Below are 25,368 nucleotides of genomic sequence, written 5' to 3' on the forward strand. Positions count from 1 at the left end.
GTGCGCGAGGTGGAGCACCCGGGCGGGTCGCACCCGGCGACCCTGATCCTCGGGATCGGCGAGCTCACGACCAACGCCCCGTCGCCGGCGCACGGCGGGGGTGACGACGACCCGACCGGCCTCGTCCGGGACGCCGCGCTGCTGCTCGACGGCGGGCGCGTGGTCTGGGCCGGCCCCGAGCGTGACGTCGCGGCCGGCGTCGAGGAGGCGCTGGGCCGCGCGCCGGACCGTGTCGTCGGCGTGGAGGGCCGCGCCGTCGTGCCCGGCTTCGTCGACTCGCACTCCCATCTCGTGTTCGCCGGCGACCGGTCGGGCGAGTTCGAGGCCCGCATGGCCGGCCGCCCGTACGCCGCGGGCGGCATCCGCACCACGGTCGCGGCGACGCGCGCGGCGTCGGACGACGCGCTGCGGGCCGGGCTGCGCCGGCACGTCGACCAGGCGCTCGCGCAGGGCACCACCACGCTCGAGACCAAGAGCGGCTACGGGCTGTCCGTCGCCGACGAGGAACGGTCCGTGCGGCTCGCGTCGGAGGTCACCGAGGAGGTGACGTTCCTCGGCGCGCACGTCGTGCCGCCGGAGTTCGCGGGCGACGCCGGGGGCGCCGACGCCTACGTCGACCTGGTGGTCGGCGAGATGCTCGACGCCTGCGCGCCGCACGCGCGCTGGGTGGACGCGTTCTGCGAGACGGGCGCGTTCACGCCCGCGCAGTCGCGCCGGGTGCTGGAGGCGGGCGCGGCCGCCGGGCTCGGCGTGCGGGTGCACGCCAACCAGCTCGGCCCGGGGGAGGGCGTGCGGCTCGCCGTCGAGCTCGGCGCCGCCGCCGTGGACCACTGCACCTTCCTCTCCGACGACGACGTCGCCGCGCTCGCGGGCTCCTGGTCGGTCTCCCGGCCCGGCCCCGGCGAGGCGCAGGGGACCGTCGCGACGCTGCTGCCGGGGGTCGAGTTCTCCACCCGCCAGCCCTACCCCGACGCGCGGCGGCTGCTCGACGCGGGCGCCGTCGTCGCGCTGGCCAGCGACTGCAACCCCGGCTCGTCGTACACGAGCTCCATGCCGCTGATGGTGGCGCTGGCCGTCCGCGAGATGGGGATGACCGTCCCCGAGGCCGTCCTGGCCGCGACCGCCGGCGGGGCCCGCGCCCTGCGCCGCGACGACGTCGGGCACCTCGCGCCCGGCGCCCGCGCCGACGTCGTCGTCCTCGACGCCCCGAGCCGCACCCACCTCGCCTACCGCCCGGGCGTCCCGCTGGTGCACGCCGTGTGGAAGGACGGCCGCCACCTCGCCGGGTGAGCGCGTCGCCCCGTCCCGGCGGCCGTCGCGTCCCGGCCGGTGCCCGCGCGCCGTCGGCGGCGTGCCGCTAGGTTCGTGGTGCGCCGTCGGTGGGACGTCAGGGGGTCGGTGGTGGAGGGTTCTTCGAGTCTCGTCGCGGTGCCGGTCGAGCACCGCGTGCTCGGGCTCGACCGGCGGACGTTCCCCTTCGGGGTGTTCGTGGTCGCGGTCTTCCTGCTCTTCGCGGTCGTGGTCCCCCGGGTCGACGCGGCGATCACGTGGGACGACCCGGTCGCGGCCGGGGACGAGCTGGCCCTGGCGAGCACGGTCGTCGTCGCTCCGCCGACCGGGTGGAACATCGAGGCGGGCTACCGGACCGACGGCAGCGGCGCCGCGTCGCAGAGCGGCGAGGCCACGGTGACCGGCGCCGGCGTCGTCGCGGACCTCGTGCCCGACTCCTTCGACGGCACGCCGGCGCAGCTGCTGGCACAGATCGAGAAGGTCACCACCGCGACCGACGACCCGACGTTCCGCGTCGACGGCGCCCCGACGACCACGACCACGGACTCCGGCGAGGTCGGGGTGCTGCAGCCCTACAGCAGCGTGCGTGGCGACGGGGTGATCGCCGCCTTCGTGATCGACGGCACGGGGGTGGAGGTCACCGCGTCCGGCCCGCAGGCGCAGATGCGGGCCGCCGCGCCCCAGATCGACGAGATGATCGCGAGCATCCGTGCCACGGACTCCCGGGGCGACTCGTGAACACGCCGACGACGGGGACCGACGACCCGCAGGTGATGGCCGAGGCGCGCCGCCGCCAGGCCCGTGCGCTGGACGTCTCCGGCTGGGGCGAGCGCTTCACCTTCGTCCAGCCGCGGAACCTGTGCTTCTGGGTCTACCTCGTCCTGACCGGCGTGGGCGCCCTGCACGTGTGGTCCTACTTCGGTCCCAAGCTCACCTTCTACGCGGACGCGTTCGCCGTCGCCGCGGTGCTGTGCCTGCTGTGCGGTGCCGCGTGGGCGTGGTGGTTCCACCACATCGACCGCTGGGAGCACGAGCCGGCAGGCCTGGTGGCGGCGGCCCTGGTCTGGGGCGCGATCCCCGCGACGTTCGCGTTCGCGCTGCCGGTCAACAGCGCGATGCTGAACATCTACGCCAAGCTGCTCGGCCAGGAGTGGAGCGCCGACTGGGCCGCCGGCCTCACGGCGCCGTTCACCGAGGAGACCGCCAAGCTGTGCGGCTTCCTCCTGCTCTGGGGCCTGGCGCCGAGGCTCGTCCGCACGGCCAACGACGGCCTCGTGATCGGCGCGTTCGTCGGACTCGGGTTCGCCGTCTTCGAGGACTTCCTCTACGCCGCCAACGGCACGGCCGCGGCGTTCGGCACCGACCCGGTGAGCCACGCCGTGTCGATCTCGTTCACCCGCATCGCCACCAGCGCGGTGTCCCATCCGCTGTTCAGCGCCCTGGTGTGCAGCGGAGCCGTCTACCTGATCGGGACCCGGGCGCAGCCCCGACGGGTCGGTCGCGGCGTCGCGTTCGTCCTGGCCGGCATGTTCCTGCACTTCACCTGGGACGACGCCGCCGGGCTCGGCGGGAACAGCGGGTTGCGGACCATCGCCGTGATGGCCGCGTCCATCGCTCTCGCGATGGTGCTCCTCGCGGTCGCCTTCCGCGCCGCCGCCCCCCGCGAGCACCAGTTCGTGCGCGACATCCTGGCCCCCGAGGTCGCGGCCGGGACGCTCGGGGCGGGCTCCGTCGAGGCCGTCGTGGACAGGAAGGCCCGCAAGGCGTTCCGCAGGGCCGCTCCCCACCGCCGCGCCCGCCGTGCGCGCACGCACTGGCGCCGCGCCGTCCTCGACCTCACGCACACCATCGCCGAGGCCCGGGGCAGCGAGTCCGACGCGGTCGTCCACGCCCGCGCCGAGACCGTGCGGCTGCGACGCCTCGCCGAGGTCGGCGAGGATCCGTCCTGACCCTCCGGGGCGGGCGCTAGCTCGGGCGCAGGGCGACGCCGGCCAGGACCTCCAGCACGCAGAGGGCGGCGAGGCGGACGGTGCGGCCGTCGGGGGCGTCGGCGGTGGCGTCCACCTCGGCGAGGTCGACGGAGCGGACGCGCGGGTCGGCCGCCGCGGCGCGGACGAGGGCGCGCAGCTCCCAGGCGGCGAGACCGCCGGGCACGCTGGCCGGGCAGCCGGGGGCGACGGCGCGGTCGCAGACGTCCACGTCGACGTCCAGGTGGACCGGCCCGCCGCCGGAGCCGGCGACGGCCAGGGCGTCACGGACGACGTCGTCGAGACCGCCGGGGCCGCGTCCGTGGAGCTGCCGCCGGACCTCGTCGAGCGTCACGACCGTGATGCCCAGGTCGCGCGCCCGGCGGGCGTAGGCGGCGGAGTTGGCGAAGTCCGCGATGCCGATCTGCACGACGCGCGCCGGGTCCAGGCCCGCCTCGACGAGCCGGCGCACGGGCGAGCCGTTGGAGACGCCGTCGCGCAGGTCGTGGTGGGCGTCGAGGGTGACGAGGCCGGCGGTGGCCAGGTCGTCGCCCCACGCCCCCAGGGCGACCGGGACGGTGAGGGCGTTGTCCCCGCCCAGCGCGACGAGGGCGCGCGCCCGCGTCCCGTCCGCACCCAGCGCGGCGGCCACCGCGGCGCGGGCGCGGGCCTCGCCGTCCGGGCCGTCGGGCTCGGTCACGTCGCCGTGGTCGACGACGGTGAGCTGCCCGAGGTCGACGGGCGCGCCGCCCGGCCCCTCGATCAGGGCGGGGCCGTAGCGGCGCAGCGCGTCGCGCACGGCCGCGGGCGTCGCGTGCGCCCCCGTCGTCGACAGGGACGTGCGCCAGGTGGGGACGCCGATCAGGGCGAGGTCGGCGGGAGCGTCCTCGGGCGACGGCGCAGGCCACGCGCCCGCGCGCGGCCAGAGGGGGTCGTGGGGCAGGGCGGCGGAGGTCACCCGCCGACCGTACGGCCACCATGACGTCACTCACACACCCTGGGCGCCGCGACACCCCGCTGTTAGGGTGCTGCATTCGTGGGTTCGATACCCACCATCGATCGCGTCGATCATTCGGTCGCCCGATCCCCGTCGATCCCGACCCTGCTTGGAGCACCTGTGGCTGTCAGCGTCCCCGTGAGGACCGACCTCACCGCGCGCATCGACGTCGACTTCCGTCGCGTCTCGAGCGCGCTGTGTCGTCGACCCGGGTGTCGCTGACCCCTCGCTGACCGTCGTCGACGCCGACGACGCGGCACCCGACGCCACCACGAGCGCCCCGGCCCCACGCGCCGCCGCCCGTTCCCGCGTCCCCGCACCGTGCGTCCTCGCACCCGTGCACCCCTGACCTCCCGGACGGCCGCGCCCCGCCGCCGTCCCCACCCCGGCGCCCCGTGCGCCCGAGGCGAAAGGCTCCTTCGTGTCCCGCTCCTCCACGGCGAAGATCCCCGGTACGGAACCCCGTGCCCGCAAGGGTCTGCGCCTCCCGTCCTTCTCGGTCCAGATCCTGCTGGGCCTGGGCCTCGGCGTGCTGCTCGGCTGGCTCGCGCTCTCCCTCGGCACGCAGGCCGACGGCGAGACGCCCAACGGCCTGACGACGACGCTCGCCACCATCGGCTCGTCGTTCGTCACCCTGCTCAAGGCGATCGTGCCGCCGCTGATCTTCACGGCGATCGTCGCGTCGATCGCCAACCTGCGCACCGTCACCAACGCGGCCCGCCTGGCCGGGCAGACGCTGCTCTGGTTCGCGATCACCGCCGCGATCGCGGTGGCGATCGGCATCGGCCTGGGCCTGGTGTTCCAGCCCGGCCACAACACGACGCTGTCCGTGGCGGACGGCGCCGCGCCGTCCTCCACCGGCACGTGGCTCGACTTCCTCAACGGCCTCATCCCGACCAACGTGCTGGGCCTCGGCGCCTCGACGTCGGTCGAGGCGGGCGCGGACGGCGCGTTCACGGCGGAGACCGGCATCAGCTTCAACGTGCTGCAGATCCTCGTGGTCGCCCTGGTCATCGGCATCGCCGCGCTGAAGTCCGGCGCCAAGGCCGACCCGTTCCTCGCGTTCAACAAGTCGGCGCTCGCCATCGTGCAGAAGGTGCTGTGGTGGATCATCCGCCTGGCCCCGCTGGGCACGATGGGCCTCATCGGCAACGCCGTCGCCACCTACGGCTGGGAGTCGCTGCGCTCGCTCGCCTCGTTCTCCGTGGCGATCTACGTGGGCCTCGCCCTCGTCCTGTTCGTCGTCTACCCGGTGCTGCTGAAGGCCAACGGCCTCGGCGTCGTCGCCTGGTTCAAGGGCGCGTGGCCCGCGATCCAGCTCGCGTTCGTGTCCCGCTCGTCGGTGGGCACGATGCCGGTCACGCAGCGCGTCACGGAGCGCAACCTCGGCGTGCCGAGCGAGTACGCGTCGTTCGCGGTGCCGCTGGGCTCGACGACGAAGATGGACGGTTGCGCCTCGATCTACCCGGCCATCTCCGCGATCTTCGTGGCGCAGATCTTCGGCATCGACCTGTCGCTGACCGACTACCTGCTCATCGCGTTCGTGTCCGTGGTGGGCTCCGCCGCGACCGCCGGCCTCACCGGCGCGATGGTCATGCTGACCCTCACGCTGTCCACCCTCGGGCTGCCGCTCGCGGGCGTGGGCCTGTTGCTCGCCGTCGACCCGATCCTCGACATGGGCCGCACCGCGGTGAACGTCGCCGGCCAGACGCTGGTCCCGACGATCGTCGCCAAGCGCGAGGGCATCCTCGACCTCGAGCAGTACCGTGCCGCGTCGTCGGAGCACCTGTTCGACGAGGACGAGGCGGCGGAGGACCGGGCCGCGCAGGACGACGCGACGCAGGACGAGGTCGCGCCGGCCGAGCGGGAGCCGGTGCCCGCGAACGCCTGACACGGTCGGCGTCGGACCGGAGTCAGACCGCCAGGCCGCGGTCGTCGACCGGGGTGGCCAGCACGAGCGTGGAGCTCAGGCGGGCCACCCCGGGCAGCGCTCGCAGGCACCCGTCGTGGAGCCGGTGAAAGGCGCCGAGGTCGGCCACGACCACCCGCAGCAGGTAGTCCGGGTCGCCCAGCAGCCGCTGGGCGGCCCGGACCTCGCCGACCCGGTCCACCGCGGCCTCGAACCTCCCGACGGTGCCGGGGTCGGTGGCGGCCATCGTCACGAAGACGACCGCCTCGACCTCCAGGCCCAGGGCGCGGGGGTCGAGCCGGGCGCGGTAGCCGCGGATCGCCCCGGACCGCTCCAGCGCCCGCAGGCGGCGGTGGCACGTCGAGACCGTGAGCTCGGTGCGCGTGGACAGCTCGTACAGCGTCAGGCGCCCGTCCGCCTGGATCTCGGTCAGGATCCGCCGGTCGGCGGGGTCGACGCCCGCGGCCGCGCGCGTCACCGCTGCACGTCCGACGGCTGGACGAGACCCGTGCACGGGACCGCGAGGACGTCGCCCCGGCGCAGGTCGCGCGGCAGCCAGACGGCGGGACCGCCGCGGCCCGGCGCGGGGTGCACGGTGAACCGGCGCGGCGGCTCCTGCGACGCGCGACCCACGAGCCGCGCCCGCTCGACCAGGGCCGTGCACCGGTCGAGGTCGGCGTCGAGCCAGGCCTGCCGCGCCTCCTCCCCGAGGCGCGGGACGGCGTCCTCCACGCGCGCGAGGACGACGCAGCGCACGGGCGACTCGCCCCAGAAGCGGTCGACCCGGGTGACGTCCGCCCCGACCGGGACGTAGACGCGCGGGGTCGCGTAGTGCTCGGCGAGCCGGGCCAGGCTGGTGCGGTCGACGAGCACGTCGTCCGGGGTGAGCTCCGAGCCCTCCGGCCACGCCTGGAGCTCCGCCCGGCGGGCGGCCCGGCGTGCGGACAGCGCGGTGTGCAGCAGGCTCATCGCGTGCCTCGCAGGGTGCGGGCCCGGGGGCCGAGGACGTCGCGCCGCGCGGTGGGGGCGGCGCACGGGACGGCGAGCAGGTCGCCGGCGCGGAGGTCACCGGGCAGCACGACCGGCCCGTCGGCGTCGTCGCCGCACCAGACGGGGACGACGGCCGCCGTCGACGCCCGCCCGAGGAGCCGCAGCTCCGACCAGACCGGGTGCACCGCGGCCGCCGGTCGCGCGTCCAGCGCGACCCGCAGCCCGCCGTCCGCGCTCCGCGCCACGGCCGTCACCGTCGTCACGACGACCGCCGCGAGCCCGGGCGCCACGGTGCGGCGGGTGCGCACCGTCCAGGCGGCGGCGCTGTGCACGCACGGGGTGCCGCACAGCCGCGCGAGCTGGTGCATGGACACCCCGCCGACGAGCACGTCGGTCGTCGTCGCGGCGGTGCAGGTGGGCCACAGGTGCCGGGCCAGCGGGTCGGGCAGGCTGCGCCGGAGCGTCGGCAGCAGGGTCGTGAGGGTCATGTCTCCGGTCTACTGCCCGGCCGGCCGCCGGGAACCGCCCCTCACGGAACGCATGCGGGGGCGGCCCGGATCCTCACGCCGGGCACGCGGACGCCGCGCCCGGACGTCCCTACGGTGCAGACATGCCTCCCGAGACCCCCGCCCCGGACCCCGCCCCGGACCCCGCTCAGGACCCCGCTCAGGACCCTGCGCCGGCGCCGCTGGGCCGCCTGCTCGTCGCGGCCGTCACCCCGTTCCGCGCGGACGGCACGGTCGACGTCGCGGGCTTCGAACGACACCTCGACGCCCTGGCGCGCGACGGCGCGGACGGCGTCGTCGTGGGCGGCACGACGGGGGAGGGGACGACGCTCACCGACGACGAGCGCACCGACCTCGTCGTGTGCGCGGTGGACGTGCTCGGCGGCCGGGCCACCGTCGTCGCCGCCTCCGGCAGCGCGGACACCGCGCACTCCGTGGTGCTGTCGCAGGCCGCGGAGGAGGCGGGCGCCGAGGCGCTGATGGTGGTGACGCCGTACTACTGCCGCCCCTCGCAGGCGGGGCTGCTGGCGCACCTGTGGACGGTGGCGGACGCCACCGACCTCCCCGTCATGCTGTACGACGTCCCGCGACGCACCGGCTCGCGCCTCGCGGAGCCCACCCTGGCCCGCGCGGCGCAGCACCCGAACGTCGTCGCGCTGAAGGAGTCGGGCGGCGACCTCGCCCGCGTCGCGCGGGTCGCCGGCGACACCGGGCTCGCCTGCTACGGCGGTGACGACGCCACCGCGCTGCCCGCCCTCGCCGCGGGCGCCGCCGGGCTGGTGGGCGTCGCCGCGAACGTGGCGCCGGCGTCCTACCGCCGGCTGATCGACGCCGCGGCGGCGGGCGACCTGGCCGCCGCGGCGGCGGCCCACCGCGACCTGCTGCCGCTGGCCCGCGCGCTGAACGACCACGTGCCGCCGGCGGTCGCGACCAAGGCCGTGCTGCACGCGCTGGGCCGGGTCGACGGCCCGCGGGTGCGGCTGCCGCTCGTCGGGCCCGAGCCCGAGGAGGCGGACGCGGTGGTCGCGGACCTCGCGGCCGTCCCCGCGTCGGTCGACCCGGCGCTGGCCCGGGTCGCGCTCGCCGCCGACGCGCTGGCCGGGGGCGCGCTGCAGGCGCACCGCCCGACGTGAGCGCTCGCGCCGGGCGGCCGCTACGCCTCGGCCGCGGCCTCGGCCTGCCCGCCGTCCGGGTCGAAGCGGTAGCCCATGCCCGCCTCGGTGATGAGGTAGCGCGGCACCGCGGGGTCGGGCTCCAGCTTGCGGCGCAGCTGCGCGACGTACAGCCGCAGGTACCCGGTGTCGCTCACGTGCTCGGACCCCCAGATCTCCGTGAGGAGCGTCTGGCGGGTGACGAGCTTGCCCGGGTTGCGGACCAGACGCTCGAGCATCTGCCACTCCGTGGGCGTGAGGCGCACGTGCTCGGTCGCGCCGCCGCGGGTGCGGGTGACGCTGTGCGCGGAGAGGTCGACGGTGACGTCGCCCAGCTGCACCACGGGGTCGGAGTCCTCGTGCGTCACGCGCCGGGTGAGGGCGCGGATGCGGGCCAGCAGCTCCTCGATGGAGAAGGGCTTGGTGACGTAGTCGTCGGCGCCCGCGTCGAGCGCCTCGACCTTGTCCGCGGCGCCGCTGCGCCCCGACACGACGAGGATCGGGGCGTCGGACCAGCCCCGGATGGCGTGGATGACGTCGATGCCCTCCAGCTCGGGCATGCCCAGGTCGATCATGAAGACGTCGGGGCGGTGGTCGACGGCCCGCGCGATCGCCTGGGTGCCCGTGACGGCCGTGACGATCTCGTACCCCTGCGCCGTCAGGGTGATCCGCAGGGCGCGCAGGATCTGCGGGTCGTCGTCGGCGATGAGGATCTTCATGGCGCGGTGGTCTCCGGTCGGTCGGGCTGGTCGGGTGCGGTCGACGGCGCGGCGGCGGGCAGCGCGACGACCATGGTGAGGCCGCCGCCCGGGGTGTCCTCGGGGACGAGCGTCCCACCCATCCCCTCGACGAACCCCTTCGACAGCGCCAGCCCGAGCCCGAGCCCCGTCGTGTTGTCGGTGTCGCCGAGGCGCTGGAACGGGACGAACACGTCCTCGCGCCGGTCGGCGGGGATCCCCGGGCCGTGGTCGACCACCCGGATCTCGACCGTGCCGGCGAACGTGCTGGTGGTGAGGCGGACCCGGCGCCCCGCGGGCGAGTGCCGGGTCGCGTTGGCGAGCAGGTTCACCACGACCCGCTGCAGCAGCACCGGGTCGGCCAGCACGAGCGGGACGGTGAGGTCGAGGTCCAGCTCCACCTGCCCGGGCCCGAGGTGCAGCTCGTCGAGCGCGGGCAGGATGACGTCGGCCGCGTCGACCGGGGACCGGGACACCCCGAGCACCCCGGCCTCGAGGCGGCTCACGTCCAGCAGGTCGGTGATGAGGGTGGACAGGGACGTGAGGCTCTCGTCCGCCGTCTCCAGGAGCTCGGCGCGGTCGGCGTCGGAGAGGGTGCCGGGGTCGGTCCGCAGGCCGCTGACGGAGGCCGCGGCGGCCGAGAGCGGGCGGCGCAGGTCGTGGCTGAGGGCGGAGAGGAGCGCGCTCCGCACGCGGTCCGACTCGGCGAGCTGGTCGACCTCGCTGGCGACCTCCGCGAGGTCGTTGTGCTCCAGGGCCGCCTGGAGCTGGGCCGCGATGACGCGCAGGAGGCGGCGCTCGGAGGCCTCGAGGTCGGCGCCGTAGAGCTCCAGGGCCGCCCGGCCGTCGACGTCGATCGTCGTGCGGGCCGCGCCCTCGGGCACCTCTCCGTCGGAGGCCAGCACCGCCCCGTCGGAGACGAGGCGCGCCCCGGCGAGGCCGAACGCCTCGCGCGCCCGGTGCACCAGCGCCTGCACCGCGTCCTGGCCGCGCAGCACGCTGCCCGCGACCGTGGCGAGGACCTCGGACTCCGCCGCCGCCCGCCGCGCGGCGCGGGTGGTCCGCGCCGCCTGGTCGACCACGACGCTCACGAGGATCGCGATCACCACGTAGAGGACGAGGGCGACGATGTGGAGCGGCTCGCCCACGGTGATGGTGTGGTACGGCGCGATGAAGAAGTAGTCGAGGGTGACCCCGGAGAGCACCGCGGCGTAGACGGCGGGCCACGCGCCGCCCACCAGCGCCACCACGACCACCAGCAGCTGGTAGGCGAGGACGTCGGAGATGATCGACTCCTCGGTGCGGAACGTCACGAGGCCCCACGTCAGCAGCGGGCCGCCGACCAGCGCGAGGACGAACCCGATGACGCGGCGTTTCATCGTCAGGGCGCCGCCGTGGCGCGGCAGGCGGGAGCGGCCCCCGGCGGCGGCGTGGTTGACGATGTGGACGTCGATGTTGCCGGCCTCGCGGGTCACGGTCGCGCCGATCCCCGGGCCGCTCAGCGCTGCCGACAGGCGGCTGCGCCGCGAGACGCCGATGACCAGCTGGGTCGCGTTGACCCCCTTGGCGAACTCGACCAGCGCCGTCGGGATGTCGTCGCCCACCACCTGGTGGTAGGTGCCGCCGAGCTGCTCGACGAGCAGCCGCTGCTGCGCCAGGGCGCCCGGGGTGGCGCCGCGCAGGCCGTCCTGGCTCGTGACGTGCACGGCGAGGAGGTCGCCGCCGGCGGACCGCGCCGCGATCCGCGCCCCGCGCCGGAGCAGCGTCTCGCCCTCGGGGCCGCCGGTGAGCGTGACGACGACCCGCTCGCGGGCCTCCCACGTCGAGTCGATCCCGTGCTCGGTGCGGTAGTGCTGCAGGGCGGCGTCGACCTCGTCGGCCAGCCACAGCAGCGCGAGCTCGCGCAGCGCCGTGAGGTTGCCGAGGCGGAAGTAGTTCGACAGGGCCGCGTCCACGCGCTCGGCCGGGTAGACGACGCCGGAGGAGAGCCGGTCGCGCAGCGCCTGCGGTGCCAGGTCCACGACCTCGATCTGGTCGGCGGCGCGCAGGACGGCGTCGGGGATCGTCTCCCGCTGGGCGACGCCCGTGATCTTCTCGACCACGTCGTTGAGCGACTCGATGTGCTGGATGTTCACCGTCGAGAGGACGTCGATCCCGGCGTCCAGCAGCCGGTCGACGTCCTCCCACCGCTTCTCGTGGGAGAGGCCGGGCGCGTTGGTGTGCGCCAGCTCGTCGACGAGCGCGACGTCCGGCCGGCGGGCCAGCACCGCGTCGAGGTCGAGGTCGTCGAGCTCCACGCCCCGGTGCGTCACCGCGACCCGTGGCACCACCTCCAGCCCGCGCGCCATGGCGGCGGTCGCGGCGCGGCCGTGGGTCTCCACGACCGCGACCACGACGTCCTTGCCGGCGTCGCGCAGGTGCTTGCCCTCCTCGAGCATGGCGTAGGTCTTGCCCACGCCGGGCGCCGCCCCGAGGAGGACACGCAGCCGTCCACGACCCATGCTCACCTCCCGAGCTCGTCCAGGGCGACGTTGAGCTCCAGCACGTTGACGACGGGCTCGCCGAGGTACCCCAGGGTCCGACCCTCAGTGTGCCTCGCGACCAGGCCCTCGACCTCGTCCACAGGGAGGCCGCGGGCTTCCGCGACCCGCGCGACCTGGATCTGCGCGTACTCGGGGCTGATGTGCGGGTCCAGGCCGGAGCCCGACGCCGTGACGGCGTCCGCCGGGACGTCCTCGGGCGCGACGCCGTCCAGCTCGGCCACCTGCGCCCTGCGCTCCTCGATGGCGGCGACGAGGTCGGGGTTCTCGGGCCCGAGGTTCGACCCGGACGACGCGCCCGCGTCCCACCCGTCGCCGGCGGCCGAGGGCCGCGACTGGAAGTACTGCGGCAGCGGGGCGCCGTCGGCGTCGGTGAAGCCCTGGCCGATCAGCGACGACCCGACGACCTGGCCGGCGCCGTCGCGCACGAGGGAGCCGTCGGCCTGCGCCGGCAGGACGAGCCGGCCGATGCCGGTGATCACGAGCGTGTAGCCGACGCCCAGGACCAGGGTGAGCGCGATCATCGCCCGGACGGCGACCCAGAAGGTGCGGCCGGTGGCGCGTGTCGTGGCGTTCATGTGCGGTGTCTCCTTGACGTTCCGTGTCGTTCCGAGTCGTTCCGTGCGTCGGTCCGGTCAGTACCCGGGGACGAGGCGCACGACCAGGTCGATGAGCCAGATCCCGACGAACGGCGCGACGATGCCGCCGAGCCCGTAGACGAGGAGGTTCCGCCCGAGGATCTTCGAGGCGTGGAGCGGCCGGTACCGCACGCCGCGCAGGGCGAGCGGGATGAGCACGACGATGATGATCGCGTTGAAGACGATCGCCGAGACGACGGCCGACGACGGCGAGCTCAGGCCCATGATGTTGAGGGCGCCGAGGCCGGGGAACACGCCCATGAACATCGCCGGGATGATCGCGAAGTACTTGGCGACGTCGTTCGCGATCGAGAACGTCGTCAGCGCGCCGCGGGTGATGAGGAGCTGCTTGCCGATGCGCACCACGTCGATGAGCTTGGTGGGGTCGGAGTCGAGGTCGACCATGTTGCCGGCCTCCTTCGCCGCCGACGTGCCCGAGTTCATCGCGACGCCCACGTCCGCCTGCGCGAGCGCGGGGGCGTCGTTGGTGCCGTCGCCGGTCATCGCGACGAGGTTGCCGCCCTCCTGCTCGCGCCGGATGAGCACGAGCTTGTCCTCGGGGGTCGCCTCGGCGAGGTAGTCGTCGACGCCCGCCTCGGCCGCGATCGCCTTCGCCGTCAGCGGGTTGTCGCCCGTGATCATCACGGTGCGGATGCCCATGGCCCGCAGCTCGTCGAAGCGCTCGGCGATGCCCTCCTTGACGACGTCCTTGAGGTGTACGAGGCCGAGCACGCGGCCCTCCCCGTCGGGGGTCCTGCGGGCCACGACGAGCGGGGTCCCACCCGACTGCGCGATCCGCTCGACGGCCCCCTCGACCTCCGCGACGACGGCGGCGGCCGGTCGTGCCCCGCCCTCCTGGAGCCAGGCCATGACGGCGGAGCCGGCCCCCTTGCGGATCTGCGTCCCGTCGGGAGCGTCCAGGCCTGACATCCGGGTCTGGGCCGTGAACGGCACGATCTCGCCGGGCGCGCCGGCGCCCACCTCGACCCCCGCCACGCGGGCGAGGGCGACGATCGACGCACCCTCCGGCGTGGGGTCGGCGAGGGAGGAGACGGCGGCGGCGCGCACCAGCTCGCGGACGTCGACCCCGGCGACCGGCACGAACTCCGTGGCCTGCCGGTTGCCGTAGGTGATGGTGCCCGTCTTGTCGAGGAGCAGGGTCGTGACGTCGCCGGCGGCCTCGACGGCGCGGCCGGACATCGCCAGCACGTTGCGCTGCACCAGCCGGTCCATCCCGGCGATGCCGATGGCCGACAGCAGCGCGCCGATCGTCGTGGGGATCAGGCACACGAGGAGGGCGACCAGCACCGCCACGCTCACCGGGCTCGCCGCGTAGGACGCGATGGGGTTGAGGGTGAGCGCCACGACGACGAACACGATCGACAGCGCGGCCAGCAGGATGCTGAGCGCGATCTCGTTGGGTGTCTTCTGCCGGCTCGCGCCCTCGACGAGGGCGATCATCCGGTCCACGAACGTCTCGCCCGGCTTCGAGGTGATCCGCACGACGATCCGGTCGGACAGCACCCGCGTGCCGCCGGTCACGGCGGACCGGTCGCCGCCGGACTCGCGGATCACGGGGGCCGACTCGCCGGTGATGGCGGACTCGTCGACCGAGGCGATCCCCCAGACGATCTCGCCGTCGCCGGGCACGGGGTCGCCGGCCTCGACCACGACCACGTCGCCGAGGCGCAGGTCGGCGGACGAGACCTCGTCCGTGCGTGCGTCGAGGGCCCCCGGGTCGGCCGCGTCGTCGTAGCCCGCGACGCGGTGCGCGACGGTGGCCGTGCGGGTCCGGCGCAGGGTGTCCGCCTGGGCCTTGCCGCGGCCCTCCGCCACCGACTCGGCGAGGTTGGCGAAGACGACCGTGAGCCAGAGGAACAGCGCGATCACGGTGGTGAAGGAGCCCGGCACGACGGTGCCGCCGGACTCCGCCGGGCCGCCGAGGAACGGCTCGGCGACCGCCAGCACGGTGGTCAGCGCGGCCCCGACCCACACGATGAACATCACGGGGTTGTGCCACATCTGGCGGGGGTCGAGCTTGCGGAACGCGCCCGGCAGGGCGGACCGCACCTGGGACCAGGTGAAGATCCCTCCTGGCGTCCGGGCCGACGTGGCGAAGGAGTGGGACGGGGTGTCGATCACGGTGGTCATGAGTTACAGGAGCCCTTCCGCCAGGGGACCCAGCGCGAGAACGGGGAAGTAGGTGAGCGCGGTGAGGATGAGGACGACCCCCACGAGGAGCCCGACGAACTGCGGGCGGTGCGTCGGCAGGGTCCCGGAGGTGGCGGGGACCTTGTCCTGGCGGGCCAGCGACCCGGCCAGCGCGAGGACGAGCACGATGGGGACGAACCGCCCGAGCAGGATCGCGACGCCGAGCGCGGTGTTCATCCAGGGGGTGTTCGCCGTCAGGCCGGCGAACGCGGAGCCGTTGTTGTTGGCGGCCGACGTGAAGGCGTAGAGGACCTCGGACATGCCGTGCACGCCCGGGTTCCAGATCGACGTCGAGGTGACGCTCTCGCGGACCGCGGGGACCGCGAAGCTCAGCGCCGTCCCGGCGAGCACCAGCGTGGGCGTCACCAGGATGTAGAGGCTCGCGAGCTTGATCTCGCGCGGGCCGATCTTCTTGCCCAGGTACTCGGGCGTGCGGCCCACGAGCAGGCCGGCGACGAAGACCGCGATGACCGCCAGCACGAGCATGCCGTAGAGCCCGGACCCGACGCCGCCCGGCGCCACCTCGCCGAGCATCATGTTGAGCATCGGCACCATGCCGCCCAGCGCGGTGTACGAGTCGTGCATCGAGTTGACGGCGCCGGTCGACGTCGTCGTGCTGGTGGTCGCGAACAGCGTGGACCCGATGATCCCGAACCGCGCCTCCTTGCCCTCCATCGCCCCGCCGGCGAGCTGCGGGGCGGTGCCCTGGCCGACCGACTCGAGCGCGGTGAGGGCCGCGAACGAGGCCACGAAGATCACGCCCATCGCCGCGAGGATCGCGTACCCCTGACGGAGGTCGCCGACCATCCGGCCGAACGTGCGGGGCAGCGAGAACGGGATGACGAGCATCAGGAGGACCTCGAGGACGTTCGTCCACGCGGTCGGGTTCTCGAACGGGTGGGCCGAGTTCGCGTTGAAGAACCCGCCGCCGTTGGTCCCGAGGAGCTTGATCACCTCCTGCGAGGCCACGGGGCCGCCCGGGACGCTCTGCGTGGCGCCGGCCACGGTCGTCACGTCGGTGAAGCCGGCGAAGTTCTGCACGACGCCGCCGAGGAGGAGCACCACGGCGCCCACCACGGAGATCGGCAGCAGCACGCGCAGGCAGCCGCGGACCAGGTCCACCCAGAAGTTCCCGATCGTGCCGGTCCGGCGGAAGGCGAACCCGCGGACCAGCGCGACGGCCACGGCCATGCCGACGGCCGCGGAGACGAAGTTCTGCACCACGAGCCCGGCGAGCTGGACGGTGTACCCGAGGGTCGTCTCCGGCGAGTACGACTGCCAGTTCGTGTTCCCCACGAACGACGCGGCCGTGTTGAACGACAGGTCCGGCGACGGCGCGGGCAGCCCCAGGGAGTACGGCAGCCACTGCTGCGTGCGCTGCAGGGCGTAGAGGAGCAGGAGTCCGACGACCGAGAAGGTCAGCACGCCGCGCAGGTAGGCCTGCCACGTCTGCCCGGACCGCGGGTCGACACCCAGGACGCGGTAGAGGCCCCGCTCGACGCGCCAGTCGCGGGGCGTCGTGTAGACCGTCGCCATGTAGTCGCCGAACGACCGGTGCACGGCGGCGAGGACGAGCGCGACGGTCCCGAGCGCGAGGACCGCCCAGACCCAGCCCATCAGAACCGCTCCGGCTTCACGAGGGCCACCACGAGGTAGGCCAGCGCGGCCACGCCGAGCGCGGCGGCGAGGAGCTCGATGACGATCACAGCTTCTCCACCGCCTTCGCGACACCGGCGACCAGCGCGAACAGGGCGATCACGCCCAGCACGTAGACGACGTCAAGCACCAGCACGTCCCCACTTCGAGTTCGACGGCCGCCCCGGGGAGGGTCGGGCCGGGCACCCCTTCTCAGGTGCCGACGTCGATGCAACACCCGCCGTGAGGCCCCGGAGCCCGTCCTTACGGGACCCATACGGGCCCGGGGCGCACCCTGACGGAAGCCATACGGGCGTGCCCCCCGCGGCCGTTGACACCCGCCCGGGCGCGGGCGGTTCATGGAGGTGTGAGGACGACGACGCGGGGCTCGGTCCTGGTGATGTGGGCGGCGCTGGTGGTGCCGCTGGTGGCGTGCGCGGTGCTCGCCGTGTTCCGCGAGAGCGTCGCCAACACGAACGCGGCGCTGGGGCTGGTGCTCGTCGTCGTCGCGATCGCCGCGACCGGTCGCCGGCTGGCCGGCGTGGTCGCCGCGCTCTCGTGCGGCGTCTGGTTCGACTTCTTCCTCACGGAGCCCTACCAGCGGCTGACCATCGACGACCCGGCGGACGTCGAGACGGCCGTGCTCCTCCTCGTGGTGGGGATCGTCGTCACCGAGATCGCCCTGTGGGGACGGCGTCAGCAGGCGACGGCGAGCGAGCGCGCGGGGTACCTCGACGGCATCGTCACCGCCGCTCGCACGGTCGCGGACGGGGCGTCCACGGACGGTCTCGTCGGCGCCGTGGAACGGCAGATCGTCGACGTGCTGGGGATCGACGAGTGCCGGTTCGACCGCGGCACGGGCTCGAACCTGCCGCGCCTGCACCGCGACGGCAGCGTCACCCGGCACGGGCACCCGGTCGACGTGGAGCGCGACGGGCTCCCGGTCGACGACCGGACCGAGCTCCTGGTCGAGTACGGCGGCGTGGTGCACGGCCGGTTCCTGCTCACGGCCTCGACCGGGGTGAGCCGGCCGGACCTGGACCGTCGCCTGGTGGCCGTGACCCTCGCCGGGCAGGTCGCCGCGGCCCTCACCGGCCCCCGGCCGGCCGCCTGACGGGAATCCTGGTGCGCCGGGGCGCGCGGTCGTGCCAGGGTGCCCGCATGGACGTCGCCGACGACGAGACGCGCGCCGCATGGGCCATCGCCTCGCGCAAGTACACGGACGAGTACGACGAGCACGTCGAGCAGGCCCGCACCGCCCGGCTGCTGCCCGCCGAGGTCCGGGCGCTGCGCACCATCGTCCCGGGCGCGGACGTCGTGCACCCGATGAGCGGCCACGGCCTGGACGACGTCGCCCTGGCGCGCCTCGGCGCGCGGTCCGTGCACGGCCTGGACTACAGCGCGGCGCCGGTGGCGAGCGCGCAGCGCCGGGCCGACGAGCTCGGGGTGCCCTGCCGGTACACGCGCGCGACGCTCCCCGACAGCGGCCTCGACGACGCGTGCGCCGACCTCGTCTACACGGGCAAGGGGGCGCTCATCTGGGTCGCGGACCTCGCCGCGTTCCTCGCCGAGGTGCGCCGGCTGCTGCGGCCGGGCGGGTGGTTCTACGTCTACGAGGCGCACCCGATGGTGCCGCTGTGGGCGTGGGACGCCGACGAGATCCGGGTGCGCCCGGACCGCGGGTACTTCGAGCGGTCGCACGTCAACGACACGTTCCCCGGCCACGGGGCGGTGGAGCACCAGCGCACGCTCGCCGAGACGGTCATGGCGTGCCTGCGGGCGGGGTTCGAGGTGGAGCACCTCGAGGAGCACCCCGACCCGTTCTGGCTCCCGGACGGCTTCCGCGCCGCCGCCTGGGACGGCCGGGTCCCGAACGCGTTCAGCCTGCTGGCCCGCCGGGCCTGAGGGCGGCCGTCACCGCAGGTCGTAGGCCGGGATGCTGTCGTCGGTGGCGAACGTGTCGGTCATCCACCGCATCGCGGCGTACGACCACCGGTTCGCGAAGCTCCAGTCCCGCAGCCGGATGCGGGCGGCCGTCGGCGGCGCGAGGAACGGCCCGGCGTTGCCGGTCCGCGCGACCCTGGTGGGCCTGCGCATCCGCCGGTCGTACGCCGCGAGGGCGGCCTCGTGGTCGCCGGCCGCCGCGACCAGCTCACCCGCGAGGACGTAGGCGCCGACGAGGGACAGGCCGGTCCCGAACCCGCCGAGGGTGTTCGCGTACCCCGCGTCGCCGACCAGGGCGAACCGCCCGCGGGTGAACGACGTCATCCGCGTGCGCGCCAGCGCGTCCAGGTAGAGGTCGTCGGCCCGGCGGGCGGCGTCGAGCGCGGCGGGCACGCGCCAGCCGGCGCCCGCGAACGCCGCCTCGAGGAAGGCTCGCTGCGACGCGACGTCGTGCCGGTCGTAGTCCGGACGGGGAGCGCGGAAGACGAACAGGCTCGGCGCCTTCTGGCCGCCGAGCAGCGCGAGCCGGCCGGGCTCGGTGAACCCGTACGCCACGCCCCGGCCGTCGGGGAGGCGGGTCTCCAGCCCGTCGAGCGGCGCGGCGGCGTCGGCCACGGCGTAGCAGTACCCGAGGTGCTCCACGAGCTGCTCCTCCGGGCCGAACGCGAGCCGCCGCACGGTGGAGTGGACGCCGTCGGCGCCGACCACGAGGCCGAAGCGCTCGCTCGGCCGCCGCGCGAAGGAGACCTGGACGCCGTCGGTCGTCTCGGTGGCGCCCACGATCTCGTCGCCGAACACGTACTCGGCGTCGCGGGCGCCGTGCTCGTGCAGGATCGCGGCGAGGTGGCCGCGCAGGATCTCGACGTCGCCGCCGATGAACTCGCCGGGGACCACCGCGCGGACCCGGTCGTGCTCGTCGACCAGGCGCCAGTCCGTCTTCGGGGTCTGGTGGGCGACGACGTCGTCGAGCACGCCCATGCGCGTGAGGACGTCGCGGTGGGTGCGGCCCTTGAAGTCGACGGCCTGGCCGCCGGGCCGGAGGGCGGGCGCCCTCTCGACGACGGTGACGTCGAAGCCGTTGCGGCCGAGCCAGCGGGCGAGCGCGGGCCCGGCGATGCTCGCGCCGGAGATCAGGATCTTCGAGGTGGTCATGGTCTGCTCCCGGGTGCCCATAGAACTGTGTCTGATGGACACAGTAAGCATCCGCGTACGATGGACGCAATACCTTTCGGACGGATCCCGGCACCGGCCGGAGGCGGGGGAGCGAGATGCGCGCGGAGAAGCGGGACGCCGTGACGGGCGCGCCGGGCACCGACGGCGTCCTCGACCTGCTGTGGCGGCGCGAGGCGCCACCGCGCCGCGGGCCCAAGCCGCGCTTCACGATCGACGGCGTCGTCGCGGCCGCGACCGAGATCGCCGACGCCGGCGGGCTCGACGCCGTGTCCATGCAGAGCGTCGCCGAGCGGCTCGGCACCACCAAGATGGCGCTCTACCGGTACGTGCCCGGGCGGGTCGAGCTGGACGCCCTCATGCTCGACGCGGCCCTCGGCGACCCGCCTCCCGCGGCGGGGCGGGACTGGCGCGCCGCGCTGACGGGCTGGGCCGGCAGCGTGCACGCGCGGGCCCTCGACCGTCCGTGGTCCGTGGAGCTCGCGCAGCGCCCGCACCTGCCCGGCCCGGTGGAGCTGGCCTGGTTCGAGGTCGGCCTCGCGGCCTTCGGCGACCTGCCCCTCACCGGCGCGGAGAAGCTCGACACGCTCGCGCTCCTCGCCGGCCACGCGATGTCCCTCGTGCGCCAGCAGCCGCGCGGCGCGACGCCGGAGGCCGACCTCGCCGCCGGGCTCGCGCCCGTCCTCGCCGAGCGCGCCGACGGCTACCCGCTCACCGTGGCGGCGTTCGCCGCGACCGACCCCGCCGGCCGCGACGACGCCCTGCGGTTCGGCGTCGAGCGCGTCGTCGCGGGCGTCGCCGCGCTGGTCGACGAGCGGCGCTGACGGGCCCGGACGACGACGCGGCGCCGGCCCTCGGAGGGGGCGGGCGCCGCGGCGGGGGGCTCGGGTGCGGTCAGGACGCGGCCGGCTCCTCGTGGTCGGTCGGGGTGTGGACGATGTCGACGTACACCGCGGTGTCCTCCGGGTCCGGGAACACCCGGTAGGTGAACTCCTCGCCGGTCAGCGTGACGATGTCGGAGTCGCGCTCGAACTGCACCTCGCCGGCGTCGTCCTTCGCGACGATGTGGCGGGTCGTGCCGTCCTCGTCGACCGTCCAGTCGCCCTGCATCTTCGGGGTGTCGTCCAGGTCGTACATCGCGAACGTGCCGTCCTCGTCGAAGTACGCCCAGCCCACGAAGGCGCTGACGTCCTCGTCGTCGAGGGCGACGTCCTCCCCGTCGGCGTCCGTCGCGCCGGTGGTCTCCCACGCGGTCGACGCGAGGACGTCCGACGGCGTCTGCGCCTCGTCCGCCGCGGGGGCCTCCTCCGCCGCGACGGAGCTCGAGCCCGCCGCGGCGTCGGCCCCGCCCGTGCTGCAGGCGGTGAGCGCCCCCAGCGCGACGAGCGCCGAGACGGCGATCGTGACGGGCTTCTTCGTCGTCGTGAGCTTCATGTGCAAGTCCTTCTCTCGTGGCCGGGGCGCCCGGGGGGCTGCGTTCCCGCAGCGTCGGTGCGTCCCGTCCATCGTCCGGTCGGCCGTCGCCCCGGGACATCGCCTGGGGGTCTCGGCGGATCTCAGCCGAACGGATGATGCGGGCCTAGCGGCGGATGTCCGCGGTACGCCCGGCGTGCCCGAGCTTGTCGGGGTTCCGGACGGCGTACAGGCCGGCCACGCGCCCGCCGGCGACCCGCACCGCGAGGACCGTGTCGACCGCGCCGTCGCGCCGCAGCACCAGGGCCGGCTGGCCGTTCACCTCGGTGGTCTCCACGTCGCCCGCGTCGATCCGGGCGAGCACGGCGGCGACGGCACGGGCGCCGACCACCGGCTCCAGCGCTGCCTGCACGACGCCGCCGCCGTCGGTGAGCAGCACGACGTCGGGCGCGATGACGTCGAGCAGGCCCTGCAGGTCCCCGGTCGTGACGGCGCGCCGGAACGCGGCGAACGCCTCGCGCGACTCCGCCGCGGACACCGTGCCCCGCGGCCTGCGGGCCGCGACGTGCGAGCGCGCCCGGTGCGCGATCTGCCGCACCGCGGCCGGGCTCTTCTCCACCGCCTCGGCGATCTCCCCGTACTCGAGCGCGAACACCTCCCGCAGCACGAACACGGCGCGCTCCGTGGGCGCGAGGGTCTCCAGCACCAGCAGCACCGCCATCGACACGCCGTCCGCGAGCACCACGTCGTCGGCGACGTCCGGCGCGGTGACGAGCGGCTCGGGCAGCCAGGGGCCGGCGTACGACTCGCGTCGCCGCCGCACGGTGCGCAGGCGGGTGAGGGCCCGCCGCGTGGTCATCCGGACCAGGTAGGCGCGGTGGTCGAGCACGGTGGCCACGTCGACGTCCGCCCAGCGCAACCAGGTGTCCTGCAGCACGTCCTCGGCGTCCGAGGCGGAGCCGAGCACCTCGTAGGCCACCGTGAACAGCAGGTTCCGGTGGGCGACGAAGGAGGTGGTGGCCGCGTCGGCGGCCGGCGTCGTGCCCGGCGTCCGTCCGTCCGTCGTCTGCTGCTGCGTCATCGTCCGCTCCCCGCTGCTCGTGGTGCCGTCGGACAGATGACGCCGCCGGGGGCCCGCGTGTGACATCCGGCGGTCCGCGGGCGCCTGTCACAGCCGCGGCGCGGGCGGCGTCCTGTGGTCGTAGCACGCCGCCCGGGACGTCCGGGCGGTCGGTCCCGACCAGTGAGGACGATGTGATGGAACGCTTCGACATGATGGCCGACGAGCTCGGCGCACGGATCGCCCGGAGAGTGGCCAACGTCGCCCTGGCGATCCAGGGCTCCACCCTGCCCCGCGACCTCCAGGACCTCGTCCAGCTGCGGGTCAGCCAGATCAACGGCTGCGGGTTCTGCGTCGACTTCCACACGAAGGACGCCGCGGCCGCGGGCGCGTCGGCCGTGCGGCTCCACCTGGTGGCCGCGTGGCGCGAGGCGACGGTGTTCACCGACGCCGAGCGGGCCGCCCTGGCGCTCGCGGAGGAGGGGACGCGGGTCGCCGACGCGCACCCCGGCGTGTCCGACGAGACGTGGGCGCGGGTGCGCGAGCACTTCGACGACGAGCAGGTCGCCGCGCTGGTCTCGCTGGTCGCGATGATCAACGCGTCGAACCGCCTCAACGTGATCGTGCGCAAGCCCGGCGGGTCGTACCAGCCGGGGATGTTCGACGCGCTGACGCGCTGACGCCCGACCAGCAGCAGCACGGCCCGGCCGGGGTGGTCCCGGTCGGGCCGGGCCGCGCGAGGTCACCGTGCCGTCGGCACGAACCGCAGCCGGGCCCCCGGCGGCAGCTGGCCCAGCAGCCACGTGTGCGTGGACGCGACCGCGGCGACCACCGGGTAGCCGCCGGTGAGCGGGTGGTCCACGCCGAACAGCACCGGCAGCCCGTCGGGCGGCACCTGCAGCGCCCCGGTCACGCAGCCCTCGCTGGGCAGCTCCCGGCCCCGGGCGCCGTCCGCCCGGGCCAGCGGGTCGCCGGCCAGCCTCAGGCCGACCCGGTCGGACCGCTCCGTCACCGTCCACACCTGTCCGGTGAGCGCGCCGACGGCGTCCGCGGTGAACCAGTCGTCGTGCGGGCCGAGCACGACGGGGAGCGTCGTGAGCCCGCCCGGCGCGGGCAGCGTCGCCGGGTCGGGCGCCCCGACGTCGTCGGCCGCCACCGCCCCGCCCGCGCGCCCGCGCCGCAGCAGGACGCCCGGGGCGAGGAGCGCGGGGCCGAGGTGGGCGAGGACGTCCGTCGACCGCGAGCCGAGGACGGGCGGCACGCCGACGCCGCCGTGCAGGGCGAGGTAGGTGCGATGGCCGCGCTCGGGGGCGGCCAGCTCGAGCTCGTCGCCGTCCCGCAGCCGGAACGCCCGCGCGCGCGGGACGAGGTGCGTGGCGCCGTCGTCGCGGCGGAGGACGGCGCGGGGGTCCGCGCCGGCGAGGGCGACGACGGCCTCCCCGCGGGCGCGCAGCCGCAGCCCGCCGCCGACGGCCTCGACGGCGGCCGCCCCGACCGGGTTGCCGGCCGCGCGGTTCGCGGCGCGCAGGCTGCGCGGGTCGGCGGCTCCCGACGCGGAGACGCCGAGGTGGGCGAGGCCGGGACGCCCGAGGTCCTGCACCAGCGCCTGCGGTCCCGGTGCGAGGACCTCCAGCCCTCCCTGCGCGGCGTCCGGCGCGGCGGCCCCGCTCCCCGTCGGCGGCCCGAGCCGCCGACCTGCCCCGGAGCCGCCGCCGGGAGCCGGGGCGCCGGTCCGGACGCCCTCCCGCACGGCCGTGAAGCGCACGCGGTCGCCGGGGGACCAGGGGGTGGGCGGGTCGCGGTCGGGGTCCCACGTGACGGCGTCGGTGCGCCCGACGAGCTGCCAGCCGCCCGGGCTGGCGCGCGGGTACACCCCGGAGTACGGGCCGGCGAGGGCCACGGAACCCTGGGGCACGCGGGTGCGGGGCGTCTCCCGCCGCGGCACGACGAGCCCCGCGTCGTCGCCCGTCAGGTACGCGAACCCGGGCGCGAAGCCGACGAACCCCACCACCCACGACGCCGCCGTGTGGCGCCGCACCACCTCGGCCTCGCTCCACCCGAGGAGCTGCGCGACCTCCGCCAGGTCCTCGCCGTCGTACACGACGGGGATCTCGACGAGCCGCCCGCCGTCCCCGTCCCCGGTCACCTGCCGGGCGGCGGAGGCCCGCTCGCGCAGCACCTCCGCGAGGCGTGCCGCGGGCAGCCGCCACGGGTCGAACGGGACCAGCAGGGTCCGCGCGCCCGGCACCGTCTGCGCGACGCCGGGCACGGGGTCATCGCGCAGCGCGGCGTGCAGGGCGAGCGCCTGGCGCAGGTCGTCCACCTCGACGAGCAGCGCGTCGTCGCGGGCGGGCAGGACGCGCACGGTCAGCGACCGGCGCGCGTCGGGGCGAACGGGGCGAGCGCGACCCCCGCGGCGTCGAACGCCTCGCGCACGCGCCGCGCCATCGTGACGGCGCCGGGGGTGTCCCCGTGCACGCACACGGAGTCGGCGCGCACCGCGACGTCGGTGCCGTCCACGGCCTCGATCACTCCCTCGGTGACGAGCCGCAGCATGCGGCGCGCCACGACCTCCGGGTCGTGCAGGACGGCGCCCGGCGCGGAGCGGGGCACGAGGGTGCCGGCGGGGGAGTAGGCGCGGTCCGCGAACGCCTCGGCGGCGGTGGGCAGGCCCGCCGCCTCCCCGGCGGCGAGGGCGGCCGTGCCGGGCAGGCCGAGGAGCACGAGCGACGGGTCGACGGCGGCCACCGCGGCGGCGACGTCGGCCGCGACCCGCTCGTCCACCGCGGCGGTGGTGTACAGGGCGCCGTGCGGCTTCACGTAGGTGACGCGCACGCCCTCGGCGGCGGCCAGCGCCTGCAGCGCGCCGATCTGGTAGACGACGTCGGCCTGGAGCTCGGCGGACGGGACGTCGATGTCGCGCCGCCCGAAGCCGGCCAGGTCGCGGTACCCGACGTGCGCGCCGACGGCCACGCCGCGGGCGGCCGCGAGGCGCACGGTACGGCGGATGGTCGCCGGGTCGCCGGCGTGGAACCCGCACGCCACGTTGGCCGACGAGACGACGTCGAGCATCGCTTCGTCGTCGCCCAGCGTCCAGCGCCCGAAGCCCTCGCCGAGGTCGCTGTTGAGGTCGACGGTGGTCATGCCGTCCAGTCTGCCGCGCGGCCGGCCGGCCGGCCGCGGGGTATCACGACGTCGCCGGGGTGCTCC

24 protein-coding genes are annotated in these 25,368 nt (G+C 75.5%); 9 read left to right on the plus strand and 15 right to left on the minus strand.

Annotated features, from left to right (window positions below; all coding sequences use genetic code 11):
* The 3 genes from hutI (at nt 1) to ACFU9A_RS02965 (ending at nt 3,239) form a co-directional block, all read left to right on the plus strand.
* On the plus strand, nt 1–1,290 hold the full coding sequence (hutI, locus tag ACFU9A_RS02955; protein ID WP_430573767.1) for an imidazolonepropionase: 1,290 nt from the start codon (nt 1–3) through the stop codon (nt 1,288–1,290).
* A 138-nt stretch (nt 1,291–1,428) separates the two neighbouring features.
* Nucleotides 1,429–2,028: a hypothetical protein gene (locus ACFU9A_RS02960; protein ID WP_430573768.1), complete on the plus strand. Its 600-nt coding sequence runs from the start codon at nt 1,429–1,431 to the stop codon at nt 2,026–2,028.
* Nucleotides 2,025–3,239 carry a PrsW family intramembrane metalloprotease gene (locus ACFU9A_RS02965; protein WP_430573769.1) on the plus strand — a complete coding sequence of 405 codons (1,215 nt, stop codon included), beginning with the start codon at nt 2,025–2,027 and terminating at the stop codon, nt 3,237–3,239. The genes ACFU9A_RS02960 and ACFU9A_RS02965 overlap by 4 nt, the downstream gene beginning before the upstream one ends.
* A gap of 16 nt (nt 3,240–3,255) precedes the next feature.
* Here the strand turns inward: ACFU9A_RS02965 and ACFU9A_RS02970 are convergent, their stop codons facing one another.
* Nucleotides 3,256–4,215 carry an arginase family protein gene (locus ACFU9A_RS02970; protein WP_430573770.1) on the minus strand — a complete coding sequence of 320 codons (960 nt, stop codon included), beginning with the start codon at nt 4,213–4,215 and terminating at the stop codon, nt 3,256–3,258.
* Nucleotides 4,216–4,675: 460 nt separating this feature from the next.
* On the opposite strand from ACFU9A_RS02970, the gene ACFU9A_RS02975 reads away from it, so the two are divergent.
* On the plus strand, nt 4,676–6,145 hold the full coding sequence (locus ACFU9A_RS02975; RefSeq protein WP_430573771.1) for a dicarboxylate/amino acid:cation symporter: 1,470 nt from the start codon (nt 4,676–4,678) through the stop codon (nt 6,143–6,145).
* Between the two features lie 22 nt (nt 6,146–6,167).
* On the opposite strand, the gene ACFU9A_RS02980 is transcribed toward ACFU9A_RS02975, so the two are convergent.
* Genes ACFU9A_RS02980 through ACFU9A_RS02990 form a run of 3 tightly spaced genes read right to left on the minus strand, consistent with a single transcriptional unit; the run spans nt 6,168 to nt 7,641 of the window.
* A complete protein-coding gene (locus ACFU9A_RS02980; protein ID WP_430573772.1) occupies nt 6,168–6,641 on the minus strand; it encodes an Lrp/AsnC family transcriptional regulator in 474 nt (157 codons plus the stop codon).
* Nucleotides 6,638–7,132, minus strand: a complete 495-nt coding sequence (locus ACFU9A_RS02985; RefSeq protein ID WP_430573773.1) for a hypothetical protein — start codon at nt 7,130–7,132, stop codon at nt 6,638–6,640. The genes ACFU9A_RS02980 and ACFU9A_RS02985 overlap by 4 nt, the downstream gene beginning before the upstream one ends.
* Entirely contained in the window at nt 7,129–7,641 is a 513-nt protein-coding gene (locus ACFU9A_RS02990) for a hypothetical protein (protein ID WP_430573774.1), read from the minus strand. The genes ACFU9A_RS02985 and ACFU9A_RS02990 overlap by 4 nt, the downstream gene beginning before the upstream one ends.
* Nucleotides 7,642–7,763: 122 nt before the next feature.
* Here ACFU9A_RS02990 and dapA point away from each other — a divergent pair, with 122 nt between their 5' ends.
* Nucleotides 7,764–8,792 carry a 4-hydroxy-tetrahydrodipicolinate synthase gene (gene dapA, locus ACFU9A_RS02995; RefSeq protein WP_430573775.1) on the plus strand — a complete coding sequence of 343 codons (1,029 nt, stop codon included), beginning with the start codon at nt 7,764–7,766 and terminating at the stop codon, nt 8,790–8,792.
* A gap of 20 nt (nt 8,793–8,812) precedes the next feature.
* On the opposite strand, the gene ACFU9A_RS03000 is transcribed toward dapA, so the two are convergent.
* From ACFU9A_RS03000 to ACFU9A_RS03025, 6 genes are read right to left on the minus strand one after another with little or no spacing between them, the layout of a single operon-like run.
* Nucleotides 8,813–9,529, minus strand: coding sequence for a response regulator (locus ACFU9A_RS03000; RefSeq protein ID WP_430573776.1), 717 nt, complete (start codon nt 9,527–9,529; stop codon nt 8,813–8,815).
* Nucleotides 9,526–12,048 carry an ATP-binding protein gene (locus tag ACFU9A_RS03005; protein ID WP_430573777.1) on the minus strand — a complete coding sequence of 841 codons (2,523 nt, stop codon included), beginning with the start codon at nt 12,046–12,048 and terminating at the stop codon, nt 9,526–9,528. Before ACFU9A_RS03005 ends, ACFU9A_RS03000 begins: the two co-directional genes overlap by 4 nt.
* Before the next feature lie 2 nt (nt 12,049–12,050).
* Nucleotides 12,051–12,665 carry a potassium-transporting ATPase subunit KdpC gene (kdpC, locus tag ACFU9A_RS03010; RefSeq protein WP_430573778.1) on the minus strand — a complete coding sequence of 205 codons (615 nt, stop codon included), beginning with the start codon at nt 12,663–12,665 and terminating at the stop codon, nt 12,051–12,053.
* 57 nt (nt 12,666–12,722) lie between these two features.
* Nucleotides 12,723–14,876 carry a potassium-transporting ATPase subunit KdpB gene (gene kdpB, locus ACFU9A_RS03015; RefSeq protein ID WP_430573779.1) on the minus strand — a complete coding sequence of 718 codons (2,154 nt, stop codon included), beginning with the start codon at nt 14,874–14,876 and terminating at the stop codon, nt 12,723–12,725.
* Between the two features lie 3 nt (nt 14,877–14,879).
* A complete protein-coding gene (gene kdpA, locus ACFU9A_RS03020; protein ID WP_430573780.1) occupies nt 14,880–16,553 on the minus strand; it encodes a potassium-transporting ATPase subunit KdpA in 1,674 nt (557 codons plus the stop codon).
* Complete coding sequence (locus ACFU9A_RS03025) at nt 16,553–16,642, minus strand: potassium-transporting ATPase subunit F (RefSeq protein WP_430573781.1); 90 nt, start codon at nt 16,640–16,642, stop codon at nt 16,553–16,555. Before ACFU9A_RS03025 ends, kdpA begins: the two co-directional genes overlap by 1 nt.
* 296 nt (nt 16,643–16,938) lie before the next feature.
* Here ACFU9A_RS03025 and ACFU9A_RS03030 point away from each other — a divergent pair, with 296 nt between their 5' ends.
* Nucleotides 16,939–17,685: a DUF4118 domain-containing protein gene (locus tag ACFU9A_RS03030; RefSeq protein WP_430573782.1), complete on the plus strand. Its 747-nt coding sequence runs from the start codon at nt 16,939–16,941 to the stop codon at nt 17,683–17,685.
* 47 nt (nt 17,686–17,732) lie between these two features.
* Nucleotides 17,733–18,476: a class I SAM-dependent methyltransferase gene (locus tag ACFU9A_RS03035; protein ID WP_430573783.1), complete on the plus strand. Its 744-nt coding sequence runs from the start codon at nt 17,733–17,735 to the stop codon at nt 18,474–18,476.
* Nucleotides 18,477–18,485: 9 nt separating this feature from the next.
* On the opposite strand, the gene ACFU9A_RS03040 is transcribed toward ACFU9A_RS03035, so the two are convergent.
* Nucleotides 18,486–19,667 carry an FAD-dependent monooxygenase gene (locus ACFU9A_RS03040; protein WP_430573784.1) on the minus strand — a complete coding sequence of 394 codons (1,182 nt, stop codon included), beginning with the start codon at nt 19,665–19,667 and terminating at the stop codon, nt 18,486–18,488.
* A 116-nt stretch (nt 19,668–19,783) separates the two neighbouring features.
* On the opposite strand from ACFU9A_RS03040, the gene ACFU9A_RS03045 reads away from it, so the two are divergent.
* Complete coding sequence (locus ACFU9A_RS03045; RefSeq protein WP_430573785.1) at nt 19,784–20,509, plus strand: TetR/AcrR family transcriptional regulator; 726 nt, start codon at nt 19,784–19,786, stop codon at nt 20,507–20,509.
* A gap of 70 nt (nt 20,510–20,579) precedes the next feature.
* Here ACFU9A_RS03045 and ACFU9A_RS03050 read toward each other — a convergent pair whose 3' ends face one another.
* Both ACFU9A_RS03050 and ACFU9A_RS03055 read right to left on the minus strand, forming a co-directional pair.
* Nucleotides 20,580–21,119 carry a DUF4822 domain-containing protein gene (locus ACFU9A_RS03050; RefSeq protein WP_430573786.1) on the minus strand — a complete coding sequence of 180 codons (540 nt, stop codon included), beginning with the start codon at nt 21,117–21,119 and terminating at the stop codon, nt 20,580–20,582.
* Nucleotides 21,120–21,264: 145 nt separating this feature from the next.
* Nucleotides 21,265–22,179: an RNA polymerase sigma-70 factor gene (locus ACFU9A_RS03055; RefSeq protein WP_430573787.1), complete on the minus strand. Its 915-nt coding sequence runs from the start codon at nt 22,177–22,179 to the stop codon at nt 21,265–21,267.
* 176 nt (nt 22,180–22,355) lie between these two features.
* Between ACFU9A_RS03055 and ACFU9A_RS03060 the strand changes: the two genes are divergently transcribed.
* Nucleotides 22,356–22,838 carry a carboxymuconolactone decarboxylase family protein gene (locus ACFU9A_RS03060; protein WP_430573788.1) on the plus strand — a complete coding sequence of 161 codons (483 nt, stop codon included), beginning with the start codon at nt 22,356–22,358 and terminating at the stop codon, nt 22,836–22,838.
* Nucleotides 22,839–22,900: 62 nt separating this feature from the next.
* Here the strand turns inward: ACFU9A_RS03060 and ACFU9A_RS03065 are convergent, their stop codons facing one another.
* Both ACFU9A_RS03065 and ACFU9A_RS03070 read right to left on the minus strand, forming a co-directional pair.
* A complete protein-coding gene (locus ACFU9A_RS03065; RefSeq protein WP_430573789.1) occupies nt 22,901–24,523 on the minus strand; it encodes a carboxyltransferase domain-containing protein in 1,623 nt (540 codons plus the stop codon).
* A 2-nt stretch (nt 24,524–24,525) separates the two neighbouring features.
* Complete coding sequence (locus ACFU9A_RS03070) at nt 24,526–25,302, minus strand: LamB/YcsF family protein (RefSeq protein ID WP_430573790.1); 777 nt, start codon at nt 25,300–25,302, stop codon at nt 24,526–24,528.
* Nucleotides 25,303–25,368: the final 66 nt, after the last annotated feature.

This window comes from Isoptericola sp. NPDC057653 (assembly GCF_042799955.1).
Lineage (GTDB): Bacteria > Actinomycetota > Actinomycetes > Actinomycetales > Cellulomonadaceae > Isoptericola.

Bases quoted from the DNA above. Each gene is read 5' to 3' on its own strand.
- ACFU9A_RS02985 (WP_430573773.1), bottom strand. From the start codon at position 7,132: ATGAGCCTGCTGCACACCGCGCTGTCCGCACGCCGGGCCGCCCGCCGG.
- ACFU9A_RS02990 (WP_430573774.1), bottom strand. From the start codon at position 7,641: ATGACCCTCACGACCCTGCTGCCGACGCTCCGGCGCAGCCTGCCCGAC.
- dapA (WP_430573775.1), top strand. From the start codon at position 7,764: ATGCCTCCCGAGACCCCCGCCCCGGACCCCGCCCCGGACCCCGCTCAG.
- ACFU9A_RS03000 (WP_430573776.1), bottom strand. From the start codon at position 9,529: ATGAAGATCCTCATCGCCGACGACGACCCGCAGATCCTGCGCGCCCTG.
- ACFU9A_RS03005 (WP_430573777.1), bottom strand. From the start codon at position 12,048: ATGGGTCGTGGACGGCTGCGTGTCCTCCTCGGGGCGGCGCCCGGCGTG.
- kdpC (WP_430573778.1), bottom strand. From the start codon at position 12,665: ATGAACGCCACGACACGCGCCACCGGCCGCACCTTCTGGGTCGCCGTC.
- kdpB (WP_430573779.1), bottom strand. From the start codon at position 14,876: ATGACCACCGTGATCGACACCCCGTCCCACTCCTTCGCCACGTCGGCC.
- kdpA (WP_430573780.1), bottom strand. From the start codon at position 16,553: ATGGGCTGGGTCTGGGCGGTCCTCGCGCTCGGGACCGTCGCGCTCGTC.
- ACFU9A_RS03035 (WP_430573783.1), top strand. From the start codon at position 17,733: ATGGACGTCGCCGACGACGAGACGCGCGCCGCATGGGCCATCGCCTCG.
- ACFU9A_RS03040 (WP_430573784.1), bottom strand. From the start codon at position 19,667: ATGACCACCTCGAAGATCCTGATCTCCGGCGCGAGCATCGCCGGGCCC.
- ACFU9A_RS03045 (WP_430573785.1), top strand. From the start codon at position 19,784: ATGCGCGCGGAGAAGCGGGACGCCGTGACGGGCGCGCCGGGCACCGAC.
- ACFU9A_RS03050 (WP_430573786.1), bottom strand. From the start codon at position 21,119: ATGAAGCTCACGACGACGAAGAAGCCCGTCACGATCGCCGTCTCGGCG.
- ACFU9A_RS03055 (WP_430573787.1), bottom strand. From the start codon at position 22,179: ATGACGCAGCAGCAGACGACGGACGGACGGACGCCGGGCACGACGCCG.
- ACFU9A_RS03060 (WP_430573788.1), top strand. From the start codon at position 22,356: ATGGAACGCTTCGACATGATGGCCGACGAGCTCGGCGCACGGATCGCC.
- ACFU9A_RS03070 (WP_430573790.1), bottom strand. From the start codon at position 25,302: ATGACCACCGTCGACCTCAACAGCGACCTCGGCGAGGGCTTCGGGCGC.